The 15,200-nt window shown below is 72.8% G+C and carries 15 protein-coding genes and 1 pseudogene; 7 read left to right on the top strand and 9 right to left on the bottom strand.

Annotated elements, in window-relative coordinates:
• Positions 1-39: 39 nt before the first annotated feature.
• On the top strand, positions 40-339 hold the full coding sequence (locus tag AB4Y78_RS09380) for a helix-turn-helix domain-containing protein (protein WP_128276741.1): 300 nt from the start codon (positions 40-42) through the stop codon (positions 337-339).
• A 25-nt stretch (positions 340-364) separates the two neighbouring features.
• Here AB4Y78_RS09380 and AB4Y78_RS09375 read toward each other — a convergent pair whose 3' ends face one another.
• The 7 genes from AB4Y78_RS09375 to AB4Y78_RS09345 all read right to left on the bottom strand — a co-directional run bounded on the left by AB4Y78_RS09375 (position 365) and on the right by AB4Y78_RS09345 (position 9,403).
• Positions 365-1,228 carry an Fpg/Nei family DNA glycosylase gene (locus AB4Y78_RS09375; protein ID WP_441713542.1) on the bottom strand — a complete coding sequence of 288 codons (864 nt, stop codon included), beginning with the start codon at positions 1,226-1,228 and terminating at the stop codon, positions 365-367.
• A 3-nt stretch (positions 1,229-1,231) separates the two neighbouring features.
• Positions 1,232-5,848: an ATP-dependent helicase gene (locus tag AB4Y78_RS09370; RefSeq protein WP_441737071.1), complete on the bottom strand. Its 4,617-nt coding sequence runs from the start codon at positions 5,846-5,848 to the stop codon at positions 1,232-1,234.
• Between the two features lie 33 nt (positions 5,849-5,881).
• Positions 5,882-6,130, bottom strand: a complete 249-nt coding sequence (locus AB4Y78_RS09365; RefSeq protein WP_441713545.1) for a hypothetical protein — start codon at positions 6,128-6,130, stop codon at positions 5,882-5,884.
• An 86-nt stretch (positions 6,131-6,216) separates the two neighbouring features.
• Complete coding sequence (locus AB4Y78_RS09360) at positions 6,217-6,753, bottom strand: carboxymuconolactone decarboxylase family protein (RefSeq protein ID WP_259909322.1); 537 nt, start codon at positions 6,751-6,753, stop codon at positions 6,217-6,219.
• Positions 6,750-7,634: an SDR family NAD(P)-dependent oxidoreductase gene (locus tag AB4Y78_RS09355; protein WP_259909323.1), complete on the bottom strand. Its 885-nt coding sequence runs from the start codon at positions 7,632-7,634 to the stop codon at positions 6,750-6,752. The genes AB4Y78_RS09360 and AB4Y78_RS09355 overlap by 4 nt, the downstream gene beginning before the upstream one ends.
• Before the next feature lie 39 nt (positions 7,635-7,673).
• Positions 7,674-8,360, bottom strand: coding sequence for a lysoplasmalogenase family protein (locus AB4Y78_RS09350; protein WP_441713546.1), 687 nt, complete (start codon positions 8,358-8,360; stop codon positions 7,674-7,676).
• On the bottom strand, positions 8,357-9,403 hold the full coding sequence (locus AB4Y78_RS09345; RefSeq protein ID WP_259909325.1) for an agmatine deiminase family protein: 1,047 nt from the start codon (positions 9,401-9,403) through the stop codon (positions 8,357-8,359). The genes AB4Y78_RS09350 and AB4Y78_RS09345 overlap by 4 nt, the downstream gene beginning before the upstream one ends.
• A 76-nt stretch (positions 9,404-9,479) precedes the next feature.
• On the opposite strand from AB4Y78_RS09345, the gene AB4Y78_RS09340 reads away from it, so the two are divergent.
• The 6 genes from AB4Y78_RS09340 (at position 9,480) to AB4Y78_RS09315 (ending at position 14,415) form a co-directional block, all read left to right on the top strand.
• Positions 9,480-9,734 carry a DUF3046 domain-containing protein gene (locus tag AB4Y78_RS09340; protein ID WP_128276736.1) on the top strand — a complete coding sequence of 85 codons (255 nt, stop codon included), beginning with the start codon at positions 9,480-9,482 and terminating at the stop codon, positions 9,732-9,734.
• A 73-nt stretch (positions 9,735-9,807) separates the two neighbouring features.
• Complete coding sequence (locus AB4Y78_RS09335) at positions 9,808-10,794, top strand: ABC transporter ATP-binding protein (protein WP_407716887.1); 987 nt, start codon at positions 9,808-9,810, stop codon at positions 10,792-10,794.
• The gene (locus AB4Y78_RS09330; protein WP_306513275.1) at positions 10,794-11,627 is read left to right on the top strand and encodes an ABC transporter permease; all 834 of its coding nucleotides are present in this window, start codon (positions 10,794-10,796) and stop codon (positions 11,625-11,627) included. The genes AB4Y78_RS09335 and AB4Y78_RS09330 overlap by 1 nt, the downstream gene beginning before the upstream one ends.
• On the top strand, positions 11,624-12,412 hold the full coding sequence (locus AB4Y78_RS09325; RefSeq protein WP_259909329.1) for an ABC transporter permease: 789 nt from the start codon (positions 11,624-11,626) through the stop codon (positions 12,410-12,412). The genes AB4Y78_RS09330 and AB4Y78_RS09325 overlap by 4 nt, the downstream gene beginning before the upstream one ends.
• Positions 12,413-12,653: 241 nt before the next feature.
• Complete coding sequence (gene recA, locus AB4Y78_RS09320; protein ID WP_040880958.1) at positions 12,654-13,727, top strand: recombinase RecA; 1,074 nt, start codon at positions 12,654-12,656, stop codon at positions 13,725-13,727.
• A gap of 13 nt (positions 13,728-13,740) precedes the next feature.
• On the top strand, positions 13,741-14,415 hold the full coding sequence (locus AB4Y78_RS09315) for a regulatory protein RecX (protein ID WP_441713547.1): 675 nt from the start codon (positions 13,741-13,743) through the stop codon (positions 14,413-14,415).
• A 105-nt stretch (positions 14,416-14,520) separates the two neighbouring features.
• Here the strand turns inward: AB4Y78_RS09315 and AB4Y78_RS09310 are convergent.
• Positions 14,521-14,655 (bottom strand): annotated as a pseudogene (locus AB4Y78_RS09310) (allophanate hydrolase subunit 2 family protein); the annotation flags it as partial.
• Positions 14,652-15,188, bottom strand: a complete 537-nt coding sequence (locus tag AB4Y78_RS09305) for a LamB/YcsF family protein (RefSeq protein WP_441713548.1) — start codon at positions 15,186-15,188, stop codon at positions 14,652-14,654. The gene AB4Y78_RS09305 and the pseudogene AB4Y78_RS09310, both read right to left, overlap by 4 nt.
• Between the last annotated feature and the right edge of the window lie 12 nt (positions 15,189-15,200).

Genomic DNA, 15,200 nt, shown 5'->3' with positions numbered 1-15,200 from the left:
CCGTGGTGTCGGACGAGATGCTCGAGGAGGTGGTCCGTGATGGTGTTGCTGCGTGAAGAGCTCGGCGACGTGCTGCGCGATGCCCGCCGCTCCCAGGGGCGCACCCTGCGCGACATCTCGGCCAAGGCCTCCGTCTCTCTCGGCTACCTCAGCGAGATCGAGCGCGGCGAAAAGGAAGCGAGCTCCGAGCTGATCGCCTCGATCTGCACCGCGCTCGAGGTGCCACTGTCCGCCGTCTTCACCGAGATCGCGCACCGCGCCGACCGGGCCGAGCGGGCCAGTGCCCCCCTCACCCTGCCGGTCGCCACCCGCTCCGAGGACGTCGTCTCCGCCGCCTGACCGGCTCTGCCGGACCTGCCGGCCCTCAGCGGCCAGGTCGTCGCCGGGAGCCCAGCGGGCCCTGCGGACGCCCGTCATCGGTCGGGGCCGGCCCACCCTGGCACCCCGGGCAGGAGAAGAAGACCCGGTCCGGCCCCGTGCGACCCAGCGGCGCCACGCGGATCGTCGCGCCGCAGCGTCGGCACGGCCGCCCCGATCGCCCGTGCACCCACGAGCGGTGGTCGGCACGCAGCACGCCGGTCGCCGACTGGACGGCGTGGTCCTTGCCCCGGTCCATCAGCTCGTGCACGCGAGCGACGAGCGCGGAGATCTCGTCGCCGGTGAGGTCGCGGGCCAGACGCCACGGGTGCAACCGCTGGGCGAAGAGCGCCTCGCTCGCCCAAAATGTCCCCACCCCGGCGAGCACCCGCTGATCGAGCAACGCCGCGGCGATCGTGACATCCGGGGGACACTCGCTGATCCGCAGCACGACGAGGTCGGGGTCCCAGTCCTCGCCGAGGACGTCGGGGCCCAGGTGCCCGACGAGCCGGTGCTCGTCGCGACGTGGCACGACGTCGACCTCACCCAGCCGCAGACCCAGCGTCGTCCACGCATCGGTGCCGATCGCCGCCCGCAGGTCGGTCCGGCGCAGCGCGCGTCGCGCCGCCTCGGACCCGGCGGCCTCGACCCGCCACGAGCCCTCCATCCGCAGGTGGGTGTGCAGCGTCCATCCGGAGTCGAAGCGGTGGAGGAGGTGCTTGCCGCGGGGCACGACCTCGTCGACGACCGCGCCCGTGAGGCGCCCTTCGTCCACCTCACCCCACCGGATGTCGACGAGTGTCGCGGGGGCTCCCGCCAGGGCGGCGTGCAGCCGTCGCGCCGTCCGCCAGACGGTGTCGCCCTCGGGCACCGGTCAGCCTCGCCGGCCCGGGCGCAGTCTCAGCCCGCGCGGGGTCATGGTGAAGCCGGCATCGGTCAGGGCCACGGCGAGCGGGTCCTGCGAGCCGAGGACAGCGGCACCGTCGGCGCGCTGCACCGTGAGGCGACCCAGCGCTCCGCGGTGCACGGCATCGGCGAGCCCGGTCGCGGCGACGGCGAGCGACTCCTCGTCGCACGGCCAGGAGAGCAGGGTGCGGCCACCGCGCTCGACGTAGAGGACGAGCTGCCCGTCGACGGCGACGACGAGGGCTCCGGCCTTGCGACCCGGCTGGTGCCCGGAGTCCCGCTCGGGCCAGCGCAGGGCGGCGCCCCACGGGTTGGCGGGGTCGGTCGCGGCGAGCACGACCGGGCCCTCGGGGGGCCGGGCCGAGCGCACCTCGTCGACGGCGCCGGGCACGGCGAACTGCGAGGCACCGAGCCCCTCGATGAAGTAGCCGCGGCGCACCTGACCGGCCTCCTCGGCGGCACCGAGGACGCGGTGGACGGCGGCGAAGCCGCCGGTGACCTCTTCGGCGACCACGCTGCCGCGGGTGACGACGCCGTACCGGTCGAGCAGGCCCTCGGCGGCCGCATGGGCGCGGACCGTCGGCTCTGCCTCCGTGGCGGGCAGGGCTGACCAGCGCCCGGCGGCGCGTGGTGGGCCGCTGCGCTGCGGGACGGTGGGCCGACCGAGCCGTGGTCGGCCGCCGTAGCGCCCCCGCGCTGCCGGTCGCCGCTGCAGCTTGTGCGCGGTGCGGCCGCCCGCGAGCAGCCCGCGGACCGGGGCGAGGGTGTCGCCGGTGACGAGCCCGCGGTGGGCCAGGGACCACAGCGCGTCGGCCAGCTCCTCGTCGTCGACCCGCTCCTCGTCCTCGGCGCGGTCGTGGGCGAGGGTGTCCGCGAGGTCGCGGAAGAAGTGGGCTCCGCCGCCGGCGAGGGCGTGGTGCACCCGTGCTTCGAGCGGGCTCAGACCGGTCGCATCGGGCACCGGAAGGGTGGTCTCGGCCCCGTCGGTCAGGTGCAGGCTGACCCACGCGTCGTCGCCGGGGAGGCTGCCGTGGCCGGCCCACAGCACCTCGCCGGTCGCCATGAGGTCGTCGAGGACCGGTCCGACGGCGTCGTCGACCCGGGCGGGCAGGACGAGGGACTCGAGCGCACTGGCCGGGAGCGGGACGCCGCTCAGCTGCTCGACGACCCGCAGCACGCCGTCGCGTCCGCGCATGCGGCGGCCGACGCCCTGCCACGAGGGCAGGAAGCGGGCGAACTGCCGGGGCTCGACCGGCTCGACCTCATGACGCAGCGCGGCCAGCGACCGCCGCCGCAGGGTCCGCAGCACCTCGGCGTCGCAGAACTCGCCACCCCGGCCCCCGCACTCGACGGGCAGCAGGTCGCCCTCGACGAGGCGGCCGGTCTGCACCAGACGCCGCAGGGCATCGGTGGCGACCGCCCGGCCGATGCCGTAGTGCGTCGCGAGGTCGGTTGCGGCGAAGGGGACGTGGGTGCGCGCGTAGCGCGCCACGAGGTCCCCGAGCGGGTCGCTCGCCGGTTGCAGCAGCGAGTCGGCCAGTCCGGGAGGCAGGCTCACCCCGAGGGCATCGCGCAGGCGAGCGGCGTCCTCGGTGCTGGCCCAGCGGTCCTCACCGGCCACCCGCACGGGGATGATCTGGCGGCTGGTCTCGAGGTCGACCAGGGCCGCGCGCACGGCGTCGGTGTCGAGGCGGCTGCGCCCCTCGAGCCCCTCGACCGTCAGGGGCCCGAGGACGCGCAGCAGGTCGAGCAGGTCCTCGCCGTCCCGGGCCGCGCGCTCGGGCGTGAGGCTCTGCAGCTCGGCGGCGGTGCGCTCCACGGCTGCCGGGTCGAGCAGGTCGGCCAGGGCGAGCTGCTCGCCGCGCCCGAGCAGGTCCGCGAGCAGGGTCGGGTCGAGGGTCAGTGCGGCGGCGCGCCGCTCGGCGAGCGGTGAGTCCCCTTCGTAGAGGAACTGGGCGACGTAGCCAAACATCAACGACGCGGCGAATGGGGAGGGCCGCTGGCTCTCGACGTCGACGAGGGTCACCCGTCGTCCCGCGATGTGCGTCATGAGCTCGGTGAGGGCCGGTACGTCGAAGACGTCCTGGAGGCACTCGCGCACCGCCTCGAGCACGATGGGGAAGTCGCTGTGCCCGCTCGCGACCTCGAGCAGGGCCGCGGCCCGCTGCCGCTGCTGCCACAGGGGCTGGCGGCGGTCGGGGCGACGCCTCGGCAGGAGGAGGGCCCGCGCCGCGCACTCGCGGAAACGCGCGGCGAAGAGGGCCGAGCCACCGATCTCGTCGGTCACGGCTCGCTCGACGTCGGCCGGGTCGAGGGTGATGAGGTCGAGGACCTGACGGCTCAGCGCGGCGGCGTCGAGACTGTCGTCGAACTCGAGATCGGGCAGCCGCAGGACGATCCCGTCGTCACCGTGCATCGCCTGCACGTCGATGCCCCACCGCTCTCGCATGCGGCCGGCGATCGCCAGCGCCCACGGGGCGTGCACCTGGGCGCCGAAGGGGGAGTGCACGGCCACGCGCCAGTCACCGATCTCGTCGCGAAACCGCTCGACGACGATCGTGCGGTCGTCGGGCAGGTGACCGGTCGCCGCGCGCTGCTCCTCGAGGTAGGCGAGGAGGTTGTCGCGAGCCCACTCGTCGAGCCCCGCCTGCGCGAGGCGGGCGTTGGCTCCCTTCGTCCCGAGGCCGCCGATCTCTCGGACGAAGCTGCCGACGGCGGCGCCGAGCTCGGCCGGTCGGCCGAGCTGGTCGCCGTGCCAGAAGGGCAGCCGGCCGGGCTGGCCGGGGGCCGGGGTGACGAGCACCTGGTCGTGGGTGATGTCCTCGATGCGCCAGCTGCTCGTGCCGAGGGTGAAGACGTCGCCGACCCGCGACTCGTAGACCATCTCCTCGTCGAGCTCGCCGACCCGGCGTCCGGGCCCGTCACCGGAGGCGAGGAAGACGCCGTACAGACCGCGGTCGGGGATCGTGCCGCCGCTCGTCACGGCGAGTCGCTGCGCTCCGCGGCGCCCCGCGATGGTGCCGGCGACGCGGTCCCACGTGATGCGCGGGCGCAGCTCGGCGAAGTCCTCCGACGGGTACCGCCCGGCGAGCATGTCGAGGGTGGCGTGCAGCAACGTCGAGGGCAGGGAGGCGAAGGGGGCCGCCCGCCGCACGAGCGCCTCGAGCTCGGTGACCTCCCACTCGTCGAGGGCGCACATGGCGACGACCTGCTGGGCGAGCACGTCGAGCGGGTTGGCAGGGACGTGCAGGGCCTCGATCTCGCCGGCGCGCATCCGCTCGACGACGACGGCCGACTGGACGAGGTCGCCGCGGAACTTCGGCAGGACGACCCCGTGGCTGACGGCTCCGACCTGGTGGCCGGCACGGCCGACCCGCTGCAGCCCGGAGGCGACCGACGGCGGTGACTCGATCTGGACGACGAGGTCGATCGCGCCCATGTCGATGCCGAGCTCGAGGCTGCTCGTCGCGACGACGCAGGGCAGCCGGCCGGCCTTGAGGTCCTCCTCGATGAGGGCGCGCTGCTCCTTGCTCACCGAGCCGTGGTGGGCACGGGCCAGGACGGGTGGTGCTCCCGCGGAGGCGCCGGACTGGGCCATGACCTCGGCGGGTGGCCGGCTGGGGAGGGGCTCCTCGGCGGCCTCGGGAGGAGCGACGCGCTCGGCGTGGATCTCGTTGAGCCGACCGGTCAGCCGCTCGCCGAGCCGGCGGCTGTTGACGAAGACGAGCGTCGAGCGGTGCTGCTCGACGAGGTCGACGACCCGCTCCTCCACGTACGGCCAGATCGAGGCCCGACGCTCCTCGCCCGCGGCGGCACCGGAAAGATCGCCTGTCGGCTCGCCGAGCTCGGTGAGGTCGGCGACCGGGACGACGACGTCGAGCTGCCACTGCTTCGTCGACGTGGGCTGGACGATCTCGACCGGTCGGCCACCGGAGAGGAAGCGGGCGACCTCGTCGACCGGGCGCACCGTGGCCGACAGGCCGATCCGCTGGGCGGGCCGCTCGAGCAGGGCGTCGAGGCGCTCGAGCGAGAGCGCCAGGTGGGCCCCGCGCTTGGTGCCGGCGAGGGCGTGGATCTCGTCGATGATGATCGTCTCGACCCCGCGCAGGGCCTCGCGCACGCCCGAGGTGAGCATGAGGAAGAGCGACTCGGGGGTCGTGATGAGGACATCGGACGGCGTCCTGGCGAAGGCCCGGCGCTCGGCGGCCGGGGTGTCTCCCGAGCGGACGGAGACCGAGACCTCGGGCGCCGGCAGCCCGAGCCGGTCAGCGGCGTGCCCGATGCCGACGAGCGGGGCGCGCAGGTTGCGCTCGACGTCGACGGCCAGGGCCTTGAGGGGCGAGATGTAGAGGACGCGGCAGCGCGCCTGCGGGTCCTGTGGTCGTGGTGTCGACGCGAGTCGGTCGAGCGCCCAGAGGAAGGCCGAGAGGGTCTTGCCCGAGCCGGTCGGGGCGACGACGAGGGCGTGGCTGCCAGCGCTGATCGCGCTCCAGGCACCGACCTGCGCCTGCGTGGGCTCGGCGAAGCTGTCCCGGAACCACGTCGCGGTGGCGGGGGAGAAGCGGTCGAGGACGTCGTCGGTCATGGTAGGGACAGCCTGCCACCGTCCGCCGACAGCTCAGCGCTGCAGCAGGTCGAGCCCCTGGTCGAGCTTCGTCTCGAGCGAGGTCATCCGGGTCTCCATGGAGGTCATCCGGGTCTCGAGCGAGTCCATCCGGTCCCCGAGCGCCCCCACGTCCTCGGTCAGCTCGTTGAACCGGTTGGTGTGGCGACGCTGCGTGTTGTGGACGTCGGCGATCATCGTGTGCATCGCGGAGATGTCGGTGTCGTGCTGCCGCACCTTGCGCTCGAGATCGGTGGCCGTCATGCGTCCACGATAGGCGCTCGAGGGAGCCTGTCCGGCGCCTCGGGCGAGATCTGTGGACAACGAGCGGGCAGCGGTCGGGGCCCGGCTCAGCGGTGCTTGTCGGGCTCGAGCCGCAGGGTCATGAGCGTCGTGGCGAGCATGTCGTAGTGCCCGACGAGCAGCAGCAACTCGATGGCCTCTCGCTCGCTCGCGACTGATCTGAGGCGGTCCCACTGCGCATCGTCGAGGTCCTTCGTCGCCACGAGCGTCTGGGCGCTCTCGCGCAGCACCCGCTCGCGGTCGGTCAGCGTCTCCACGGCTGTGTCGGCGAGGATCCCCTCGATCTCGGCCGAGCTCAGCCCGGCTCGCTGACCGAGCAACCGGTGGTGCTCTCGCTCGTAGTCGCAGCCCCGCGCGGTGGCGACGGTGAGGATCACCAGCTCGGACTCCCTTCGCTCCAGGGAGCCGAAGGGCATGAGGCGCCCGGCGAAGTGCAGCCAGCCGGTGAAGAGGCCCTTGGTCCGCCCGAGGGTGGTGAAGATCGCCGGCGGCTCGGTGCCGGTGACCCGGCCGGCGGCGCGGGCGAAGCCCCACCGCACCGGCCCGAGCTCACGCAGGCTCCCCGGCCCGATGCGGGCGGTCACGAGCCCAGCGCCCGGGTCGTGCCGGTCGGCTGCTCGGTCGTGTAGGCGACCTGCTCCGTGCGGGCGATCTCGAGCGACTCCTCGAGGTCGGGCATCGGCTTGAGCTCGATGACCCGCTGCGCCACGTGTCGAAGGGGGACGACCGGCGGCACCCAGCCCGGCGCCGCGATGCGCCGCGACCGCTTGGCGATGCCCCGCTCGAGCGCCCGCAGGCCGGACTCGATGGGGGCGACGCCGCTGACGGTGCCACCTCCGGTGAGCTTCTTGCCGGCGACCGTGTCGAAGCCGCGGCTGGTCATGTCGGTCGCGAGCTCGGAGTAGTAGGCGACGCCGACCTTGGCGCCCGTGGGCTTGATCTCCTGGCGGAAGGTGTTGCCGATCGCCTCGACCGCGGCCTTGCTCGCGCTGTACGCGCCGAGCAGGGGCAGGTGCACGGCCGCTGCGAGGGAGGCGGTCGCCAGGGCGTACCCGCCCGGGTGGGTGATGTGCGGGCCGGCCGCGCGCAGCGTGTAGAAGACGCCGAGGGTGTTGACCCGCAGGTGTGCCTCCATGACGTCGGGCTGGCCGCCGATGATCGGCAGCTGCTTGGCGATGCCGGCGTTGGCGACGACGACGTCGAGACCGCCGAGCTCGGCGACGAGCTCGGCGACCGCGCGGTCGACCTGGTCGGGGTCGGAGACGTCGCACTCACGCCAGGGTGCGTGGTTGCGCTGCGCCACCTCGGCGAGGAGCTCGGGCTCGAGACCGGCCAGCGCGACGCGGGCGCCGTGGGCGGTGAGCAGATCGGCCAGGCCGGCGCCGATGCCGCGCGCCGCGCCCGTGATGAGGACGCGACGGCCGCGCAGGGCCGGGGTGTACTTCGGGCGGGGTGAGAGGCTCATTACCCGACGGTAACAAGGTTGGCGCGAACCCGCGACCCCTCAGCCCTCGTCGCGCAGCCCGTGCACGAGCAGCCCGAGCGCCGACGTGTAGGTCGAGAGGATCACGGCGGACGAGATCGCCTGCGTCCGTGGGGTCTTCGCGTACTGCTGGCCGACGATGATCGCCGCGTCCGAGACGAGGAAGAGCGCGCCGCCGAGCGCGACCGCCCGTCCGTTGCGCGGACGCTCGCCGTCGCCCATGGCGAGCGCCGACATCGAGCCGAGCAGCAGGCCGTAGCCGGTGAGCACCGGGTCGGGGGCGCCGCCGTCGGTGTCGAGCACTGCGAGCCCGGCGAGGGTCGTCGCGGCGATGGCGGAGGGGACCGGGCGGGGGCGGGCGCCGTCGTGGAGGAGCAGCCCGATGAGCCCGGCCTGCTGGACCCCGAAGGCGCTGGCGCCACGGCGCATCAGGCGGCGCGACTCGTCGTCCTCGGCCCGGCTGGACCGGTACATCCACCAGTCGCCGACGGTCGACCCGACGAGGGCGGTGACGAGGGTGGCGGTGCGCTTGGGGCAGCGCTGCGAGCGGGTCGCGAGCACACCCGCTGCCAGGGCCGGCGCGAGCGCCACCTTGGTCGCGGCGTGCGTGCGGTGGCGGCCGATGACGTCCGCGGCGGTCGTCGCGAGGGCCAGAGGCACGTAGGCGAGCAGGTCGGCGCGGCCGCGGACGAAGGAGGAGAAGCTCACGAGGACTCCGGCTGTTGTTGGGTGATGCAGTGGATGCCGCCACCACGGTCGAAGAGCGGCCGGGCGTCGACGCCGACGACCTCGCGCCCCGGGTAGACCGAGCGCAGCACCTCCAGGGCGCGCTCGTCGTGCGGGTCGTCGAAGACGCAGGCCACGACGCCGCCGTTGCAGACGAGGTGGTTGACGTAGGACCAGTCGACGGGGCCCTCGTCGTCGGTCAGGGTCTGCGGTGCCGCGATGCGCGTCACCTCGAGGCGGCGGCCGGCGGAGTCGGTCGCGGCGAGCAGCACCTGCTCGATCTGCTGGCAGACCTCGTGGTCCGGGTGGGTCTCGTCCTCCTGCCAGTGCAGCAGCACGTGACCGGGTGCGGTGAAGGTCGCGACGATGTCGACGTGCCCGCGGGTGCCGAAGTCGTCGTAGTCCCGGGTCAGGCCGCGCGGCAGCCAGACGAAGGTGTCGACCCCGAGCAGCCGCCCGACCTCGGCCTCGATGTCCCCCTTCGTCGCCCCGGGGTTGCGACCGGGGTCGAGCTGGACGGTCTCGGTGAGCAGGACGGTGCCTTCACCGTCGACGTGGAGGCCGCCCCCTTCGTTGACGATGGACGAAGGGAGGTGGTGGGCGCCGGCGGCGTCGGCCACCTGCGAGGCGATGCGGGAGTCGAAGCCCCACGAGGCCCACTCCTGCGCGCCCCACCCGTTGAAGATCCAGTCGACCGCGCCGAGCTCGCCGTCGGGGGCGAGGACGAAGCTCGGCCCGATGTCGCGCATCCACGCGTCGTCGAGGTCGGCGACGACGATGTCGATGGGGTGGGCGGTGTCGTTGCGCAGGTACTCGCGGCACAGGTGGATGTCGGCCGGCGGCACGACGAGGGTCACCGGCTCGAAGCGCGCCACGGTGCGCGCGACGGTCGCCCACGTCGTGCGGGCGCTCTCGACCTCCTCGGGCGTGTCCCCGAGCGTGTAGCCGTGGCTGGGCCAGGCCATCCACGTGCGCTCGTGGTCGGTCCACTCGGCGGGCATCCGCCACCGGGTCGCGTCGCCCATGGGGCCGCCCTCCTTGGTCGTCGTGGCTGCAGTATGCCGTCCGACACCGACGAGCGCCGACAACTACACTCCACGGGTGCGGCTGAGCCACTTCTGGACCCTGATGGAGGACGAGTTCGGGGAGAGCTATGCCCACACGCTGGCGCGTGGGCACGTCGTCCAGGCGCTCGGCGACCGGACGGTCACCGCCGCCCTCGACGAAGGGGAGTCCCCGCGCCGTGTGTGGGAGGCCCTGTGCGACGACCTCGACATCCCGCCGCACCGCCGGCTCGGGATCGACCGGGAGCCGATGCCGGTCCCGCCCGAGATCGCGAACGAGCGGCCGGAGTGACGCCTACTCGATGACGTGGCCGACGCCGTCGAGCCCCGGGAGGTCAGGGACCGTGAAGGTGTCCAAGGAGCCCATGCGCGCGATCGTAGCGACGGGCGTCGCCCCCATTTTTCGTGCGGGTACTCTCGCCCCCGTGAACGACGTCCTCCTGAGCGCCTCCGGTCTGACGAAGACCTTCGGTGACTTCACCGCCGTCGACGGGATCGACATCGAGGTGCGGCGGGGCGAGTCCTTCGGCTTCCTCGGCCCCAACGGCGCTGGCAAGTCGTCGACGATGAAGATGGTCGCCGCGACCTCGCCGCCCACCGGGGGAGAGCTGCGCATCTTCGGCCTCGACCCGGTGACCGACGGCGCGGCGGTGCGGGCCCGTCTGGGCAACTGCCCCCAGCAGGACAACCTCGACGAGGAGATCACCGTCGAGGAAAACCTCCACGTCTACGGCCGCTACTTCGGCCTGCCCCGCAAGGTCATCCGCGAGCGCACCGACGAGCTGCTCGACTTCGCCCAGCTCACCGAGCGCCGCAAGGACAAGGTCGAGCCGCTCTCGGGGGGCATGAAGCGCCGCCTGACGATCGCCCGCTCGCTCGTCAACAACCCCGAGATCCTCCTGCTCGACGAGCCGACGACCGGCCTCGACCCGCAGGCCCGGCACGTGCTGTGGGACCGCCTCTTCCGCCTCAAGCGGCAGGGCGTCACGCTCATCATCACGACGCACTACATGGACGAGGCCGAGCAGCTGTGCGACCGGCTCGTCGTCATGGACCACGGCCGGATCGTCGCCGAGGGCTCGCCCCGCTCGCTCATCGAGACCCACTCCACGAGAGAGGTGCTCGAGCTGCGCCTGCCCGTGGAGGACCACCTCGGGGCGGCCGGGCTGGTCGAGGGCATCGGCGAGCGCGTCGAGGCCCTGCCCGACCGCCTGCTCGTCTACACCGACCACGGTGACGGTGCCCTCGAGGCGGTCCACGCCCGCGGGCTGCAGCCGGTCTCGGCCATCGTGCGTCGCGCCAGCCTCGAGGACGTCTTCCTCCACCTCACCGGCCGGACCCTGGTCGACTGATGACGGCGACACCGGTGGCGTCGACGACGGTGCGCCACGAGCACGGGGAGCGGGCCCCCCTTCGTCCGGTGCAGCGGGTGGCCGCCGTCGCGGCCTACTTCGGCCTCGTCTACCGCCGCACGTGGATGGGGTCGGTCTTCAGCCGCTTCGTCATGCCGCTGCTCTTCCTGCTCGCGATGGGCGTCGGGCTCGGCTCGCTCGTCGACGACGCCTCCGGCGGTGTCGAGGGCGTCTCCTACCTCCTCTTCGTGGCCCCGGCGATGATCGCGGTGCAGGCGATGATGACCGCGGTCAGCGAGTCGACCTACCCGGTCTACGGGCTCTTCACGTGGAACCGGATGTACCACTCGATGCTCGCCACCCCGCTCACGGTGAGCGACCTCCTGCTCGGCCACCTCGCCGTGGTCGCCGCGCAGGGTGGCTTCGCGGCGGCGGCCTTCGTCGTCGTCGCGGCGCTCTTCGGCAGCTTCACGTCGTGGTGGGTGCTCCTCGCCGTGCCGATCGGCGTGCTCGTGACGCTGGCCTTCGCGGTGCCGCTCTTCGGCTTCACCGCCCGGGCGAAGGGGGAGTCGGCCTTCAACATCGTCTACCGGCTCGTCATCACGCCCCTCATGCTCTTTTCCGGCGTCTTCTTCCCCGTCGACCGCCTCCCGCTGGTCCTCGAGGTGCTCGCCTGGCTGACGCCCCTGTGGCACGGCGTGGAGCTGTGCCGCGCCGCGGCCCACGGGAGTTTCGCTCCCTTCGACCTGGTGCACCTGGCGGTGCTGCTCCTCGTCATCGCGGCCGGCTGGGTGTACGCCCGCGCCGGCATGACCCGCAGGCTCGTCTCGTGAGCGCGGGGGTGCTCACGCCGGGCCTGGCGATGTGGCGCTCCGTGGTGGAGCGCAACGTCGTCGGCTTCCGGCGGCAGTGGGCGGCCTTCGTCACCGGCTTCGCCGAGCCGGTCTTCTACCTACTCTCCCTCGGCATCGGGGTCGGGTCGCTCGTGCCCGTCGTGCTGACCGACGGCGGCACCGAGGTGAGCTATGCGGCCTTCGTCGCGCCCGCCATGCTCGCCGCGTCGGCGATGAACGGCGCGATCATGGACTCGACCTTCAACGTCTTCTTCAAGCTGCGCTACGCGAAGATCTACGACGCGATGCTCGCGACGCCGCTCGGCCCGCGCGACATCGCGGTCGGCGAGGTGGTGTGGTCGCTCATCCGTGGCGGGGTCTACGCGCTCGTCTTCTACCTCGTGGCGCTCGCCGTCGGGGTCGTGGAGTCGTGGTGGTCGCTGCTCGCGGTGCCGGCGGCGGTCTTCATCGGGCTCGCCTTCTCCGCCGTGGGCATGTTTGCGACGACCTTCATGCGCTCGTGGGTCGACTTCGACTGGATCATGCTCGTCATCCAGCCGCTCTTCCTGCTGTCGGCGACCTTCTTCCCGCTCGGCACCTACCCGGGGTGGGCCCAGCCGATCGTCCAGGCGACGCCGCTCTACCACGGGGTGGCGCTGGAGCGCGGGCTCATGCTCGGGGAGGTCGGCTGGGGCCTGCTGTGGCACGTCGGCTACCTCGTCGTGCTCGGCGTGGTCGGCATCTGGGCGACCTCCCGCCGCATCGAGACACTCCTGCGGTCGTAGCCGACGGGCGACGAAGGGGGAGTCCCGGCGTGTCGGCGCGCCGCTCCCGACCTCGAACACGTGTTCGGGTAACGTCGTCCACAGGTGCTCGGCCGACGACACCGGCGTCCACAGCCCCACGGCAGCTGCGGACCGTTGTCGGTGCTGGCTCCTAGCGTCTGACCAGACACGCACGAGACGTCCGACAGTGCGATCCGGTCGCCGGTGGACGCGCCCGACACGACGACAAGGAAGGTGTGGCATGGCTGAGGTCACCGCCATCGACAGCAAGCTCCACGAGCAGAAGCTCAAGTCCCTCGACAACGTCATGGGCCAGATCGAGAAGGCCCACGGCAAGGGCGCGGTCATGCGCCTGGGTGACGACGTGCGTCCCCCGATCGCGGTCATCCCGACCGGCGCGATCGCCCTGGACGTCGCCCTCGGCATCGGCGGCCTGCCCCGCGGCCGCGTCGTCGAGGTCTACGGCCCGGAGTCCTCCGGTAAGACGACCGTCGCCCTGCACGCCGTCGCCAATGCGCAGCGCGCCGGCGGCATCGCGGCCTTCATCGACGCCGAGCACGCGCTCGACCCCGAGTACGCCAAGAAGCTCGGCGTCGACACCGACGCCCTGCTCGTCAGCCAGCCGGACACCGGTGAGCAGGCGCTCGAGATCGCCGACATGCTCATCCGCTCCGGCGCGCTCGACATCATCGTCATCGACTCGGTCGCCGCGCTCGTGCCCCGCGCCGAGATCGAGGGCGAGATGGGTGACAGCCACGTCGGTCTGCAGGCCCGCCTCATGAGCCAGGCCCTGCGCAAGATCACCGGTGCCCTCAACGCGTCGGGCACCACCGCGATCTTCATCAACCAGCTGCGGGAAAAGATCGGTGTCATGTTCGGCTCGCCCGAGACGACGACCGGTGGCAAGGCGCTGAAGTTCTACGCCTCGGTCCGCCTCGACGTGCGCCGCATCGAGACGCTCAAGGACGGCACCGACCCGGTCGGCAACCGCACCCGGGTCAAGGTCGTGAAGAACAAGGTCAGCCCGCCCTTCAAGCAGGCCGAGTTCGACATCCTCTATGGCCAGGGCATCTCTCGCGAGGGCGGCCTCATCGACATGGGCGTCGAGCACGGCTTCATCCGCAAGGCCGGCGCCTGGTACACGTACGAGGGCGACCAGCTGGGTCAGGGCAAGGAAAATGCCCGCAAGTTCCTCAAGGACAACCCCCAGCTCGGCGAGGAGATCGAGGTCAAGATCAAGACCAAGCTCGGCATCGGCGTCAAGCCCGCCGACGAGGCGGCTGAGGAGCCGGCCGAGGTCCCGGTCGACTTCTGATCGAGGGCACGTCATGACGGATCGTCACGACCCGGAGACCGTCGCGCGCCTGCGTGCGGCGGTCTCCGCCATCGAGGACGGCTCCCCGGTCGCTGCCGTTCGAGACGCTCGCCCGCAGAGCGGACTCCCTCCTCAGGACCCGGAGGTCGCTCAGCGACCGTCTCGAAGGATCCCGCCCCCGGACCCGGCGACCCGGGACGCGGACTCCGACCCCCACGCGGTTGCCCGTGCCGTCGTGCTGCGCCAGCTGACCGGTGCACCCAAGAGCCGCAAGCAGCTCGAGGACGCACTGACCCGCAAGGGCTGCCCCGACGACGTCGCGGCCGAGGTGCTCGACCGCTTCGAGCAGGTCGGGCTCGTCGACGACGAGGCCTATGCGCAGGCCTTCGTCCGCTCCAAGCAGGCCGGGCGCGGCCTGGCCCGTCGAGCGCTATCGCACGAGCTGCGGGCCAAGGGGGTCGACGACGAGATCGCCCGTGCGGTCCTCGACGACGTCGACCCCGAGGACGAGCGGGCCAGGGCCCACGAGCTCGTCGCCAAGAAGCTGCGCTCGCTGCACGGCCTCGACCGCGTGGTCCAGACCCGACGGTTGTCCGGCATGCTCGCCCGCAAGGGCTATGGCCACGACGTCGCCAGAGTGGTCATCACCGAGGCGCTCGACGCCGATCCGGAGCACCAGCGCGACTGAGCCGCACGCGAGGACCCGGCACGAGCTGGCCGCACGGTCGCCCGACCCCGCGGTGTGCGCGGCGATGAGGGGGTAGCCCCCGGTCACCGGGTGGTCGCTGAGGAAGAGCGTCGGCTGCCCGTCGCCGTTCACCTGGACCGATCCGCGGACCACCCCCTCGCTCGGCAGCTCGTCGGTGACGGCGCGCTCGAGGGTGGGTCCCTGCAGCCGCGCCCCGACCCGGTCGACGTCTGCCGTCACCTACAACTCCGCGCTCGTGAGCGTGCGCCGGCGAGATAGGCAAAGCCGGCGAAGGCGACCTCGACGACGGAGATCTCGTGGGCCCGGCTCGTCGCGCTCCCGGTGGGCCGGCCAGGCGTGCCGGCGGCTGAGCGCAGGGCAGCGACTACCGCCGTCGTCGTCGTCACGCGTGGGTCGAGGGTGACGAGGACGCTGCGTACCGCACGGCGCGGACGTCCTCGACGGCGCTGGGGGAGTCGCCGTGGACGCACTGGAGGAGACCGATCCCTGACGACCTCCGCCGTCAGCTCGGCGGGGTCGACGTCGATGAAGCGACGGCCGAAGCCCGCGAGATCGCGGTAGGAGACCTGCGCTCCGACGACGACGCCGCGCTGGGCGCACAGGGCGACGACGGGCTGCATCGTGCGGGTGTCCCCGGCGTGGGAGCCGCACGCGACGTTGGCGCTCGTCACGACGTCGAGCAGGCCCTCGTCGTCTGTCAGGGCCCGCCGGCCGAAGCCTTCGCCGAGGTCCGCGTTGAGGTGGATCGTCACCACAGCGAGCTC

This window comes from Janibacter sp. RAF52 (genome assembly GCF_052114035.1).
GTDB classification, from domain to species: Bacteria; Actinomycetota; Actinomycetes; order Actinomycetales; family Dermatophilaceae; genus Janibacter; species Janibacter hoylei.
Note: the sequence above shows the minus strand (reverse complement) of the source record. Positions and strands in the feature narration are given on the sequence as shown.

Bases quoted from the DNA above. Each gene is read 5' to 3' on its own strand.
- AB4Y78_RS09380 (WP_128276741.1), top strand. From the start codon at position 40: ATGGTGTTGCTGCGTGAAGAGCTCGGCGACGTGCTGCGCGATGCCCGC.
- AB4Y78_RS09370 (WP_441737071.1), bottom strand. From the start codon at position 5,848: ATGACCGACGACGTCCTCGACCGCTTCTCCCCCGCCACCGCGACGTGG.
- AB4Y78_RS09365 (WP_441713545.1), bottom strand. From the start codon at position 6,130: ATGACGGCCACCGATCTCGAGCGCAAGGTGCGGCAGCACGACACCGAC.
- AB4Y78_RS09355 (WP_259909323.1), bottom strand. From the start codon at position 7,634: ATGAGCCTCTCACCCCGCCCGAAGTACACCCCGGCCCTGCGCGGCCGT.
- AB4Y78_RS09345 (WP_259909325.1), bottom strand. From the start codon at position 9,403: ATGGGCGACGCGACCCGGTGGCGGATGCCCGCCGAGTGGACCGACCAC.
- AB4Y78_RS09335 (WP_407716887.1), top strand. From the start codon at position 9,808: ATGCGCGCGATCGTAGCGACGGGCGTCGCCCCCATTTTTCGTGCGGGT.
- AB4Y78_RS09330 (WP_306513275.1), top strand. From the start codon at position 10,794: ATGACGGCGACACCGGTGGCGTCGACGACGGTGCGCCACGAGCACGGG.
- recA (WP_040880958.1), top strand. From the start codon at position 12,654: ATGGCTGAGGTCACCGCCATCGACAGCAAGCTCCACGAGCAGAAGCTC.
- AB4Y78_RS09315 (WP_441713547.1), top strand. From the start codon at position 13,741: ATGACGGATCGTCACGACCCGGAGACCGTCGCGCGCCTGCGTGCGGCG.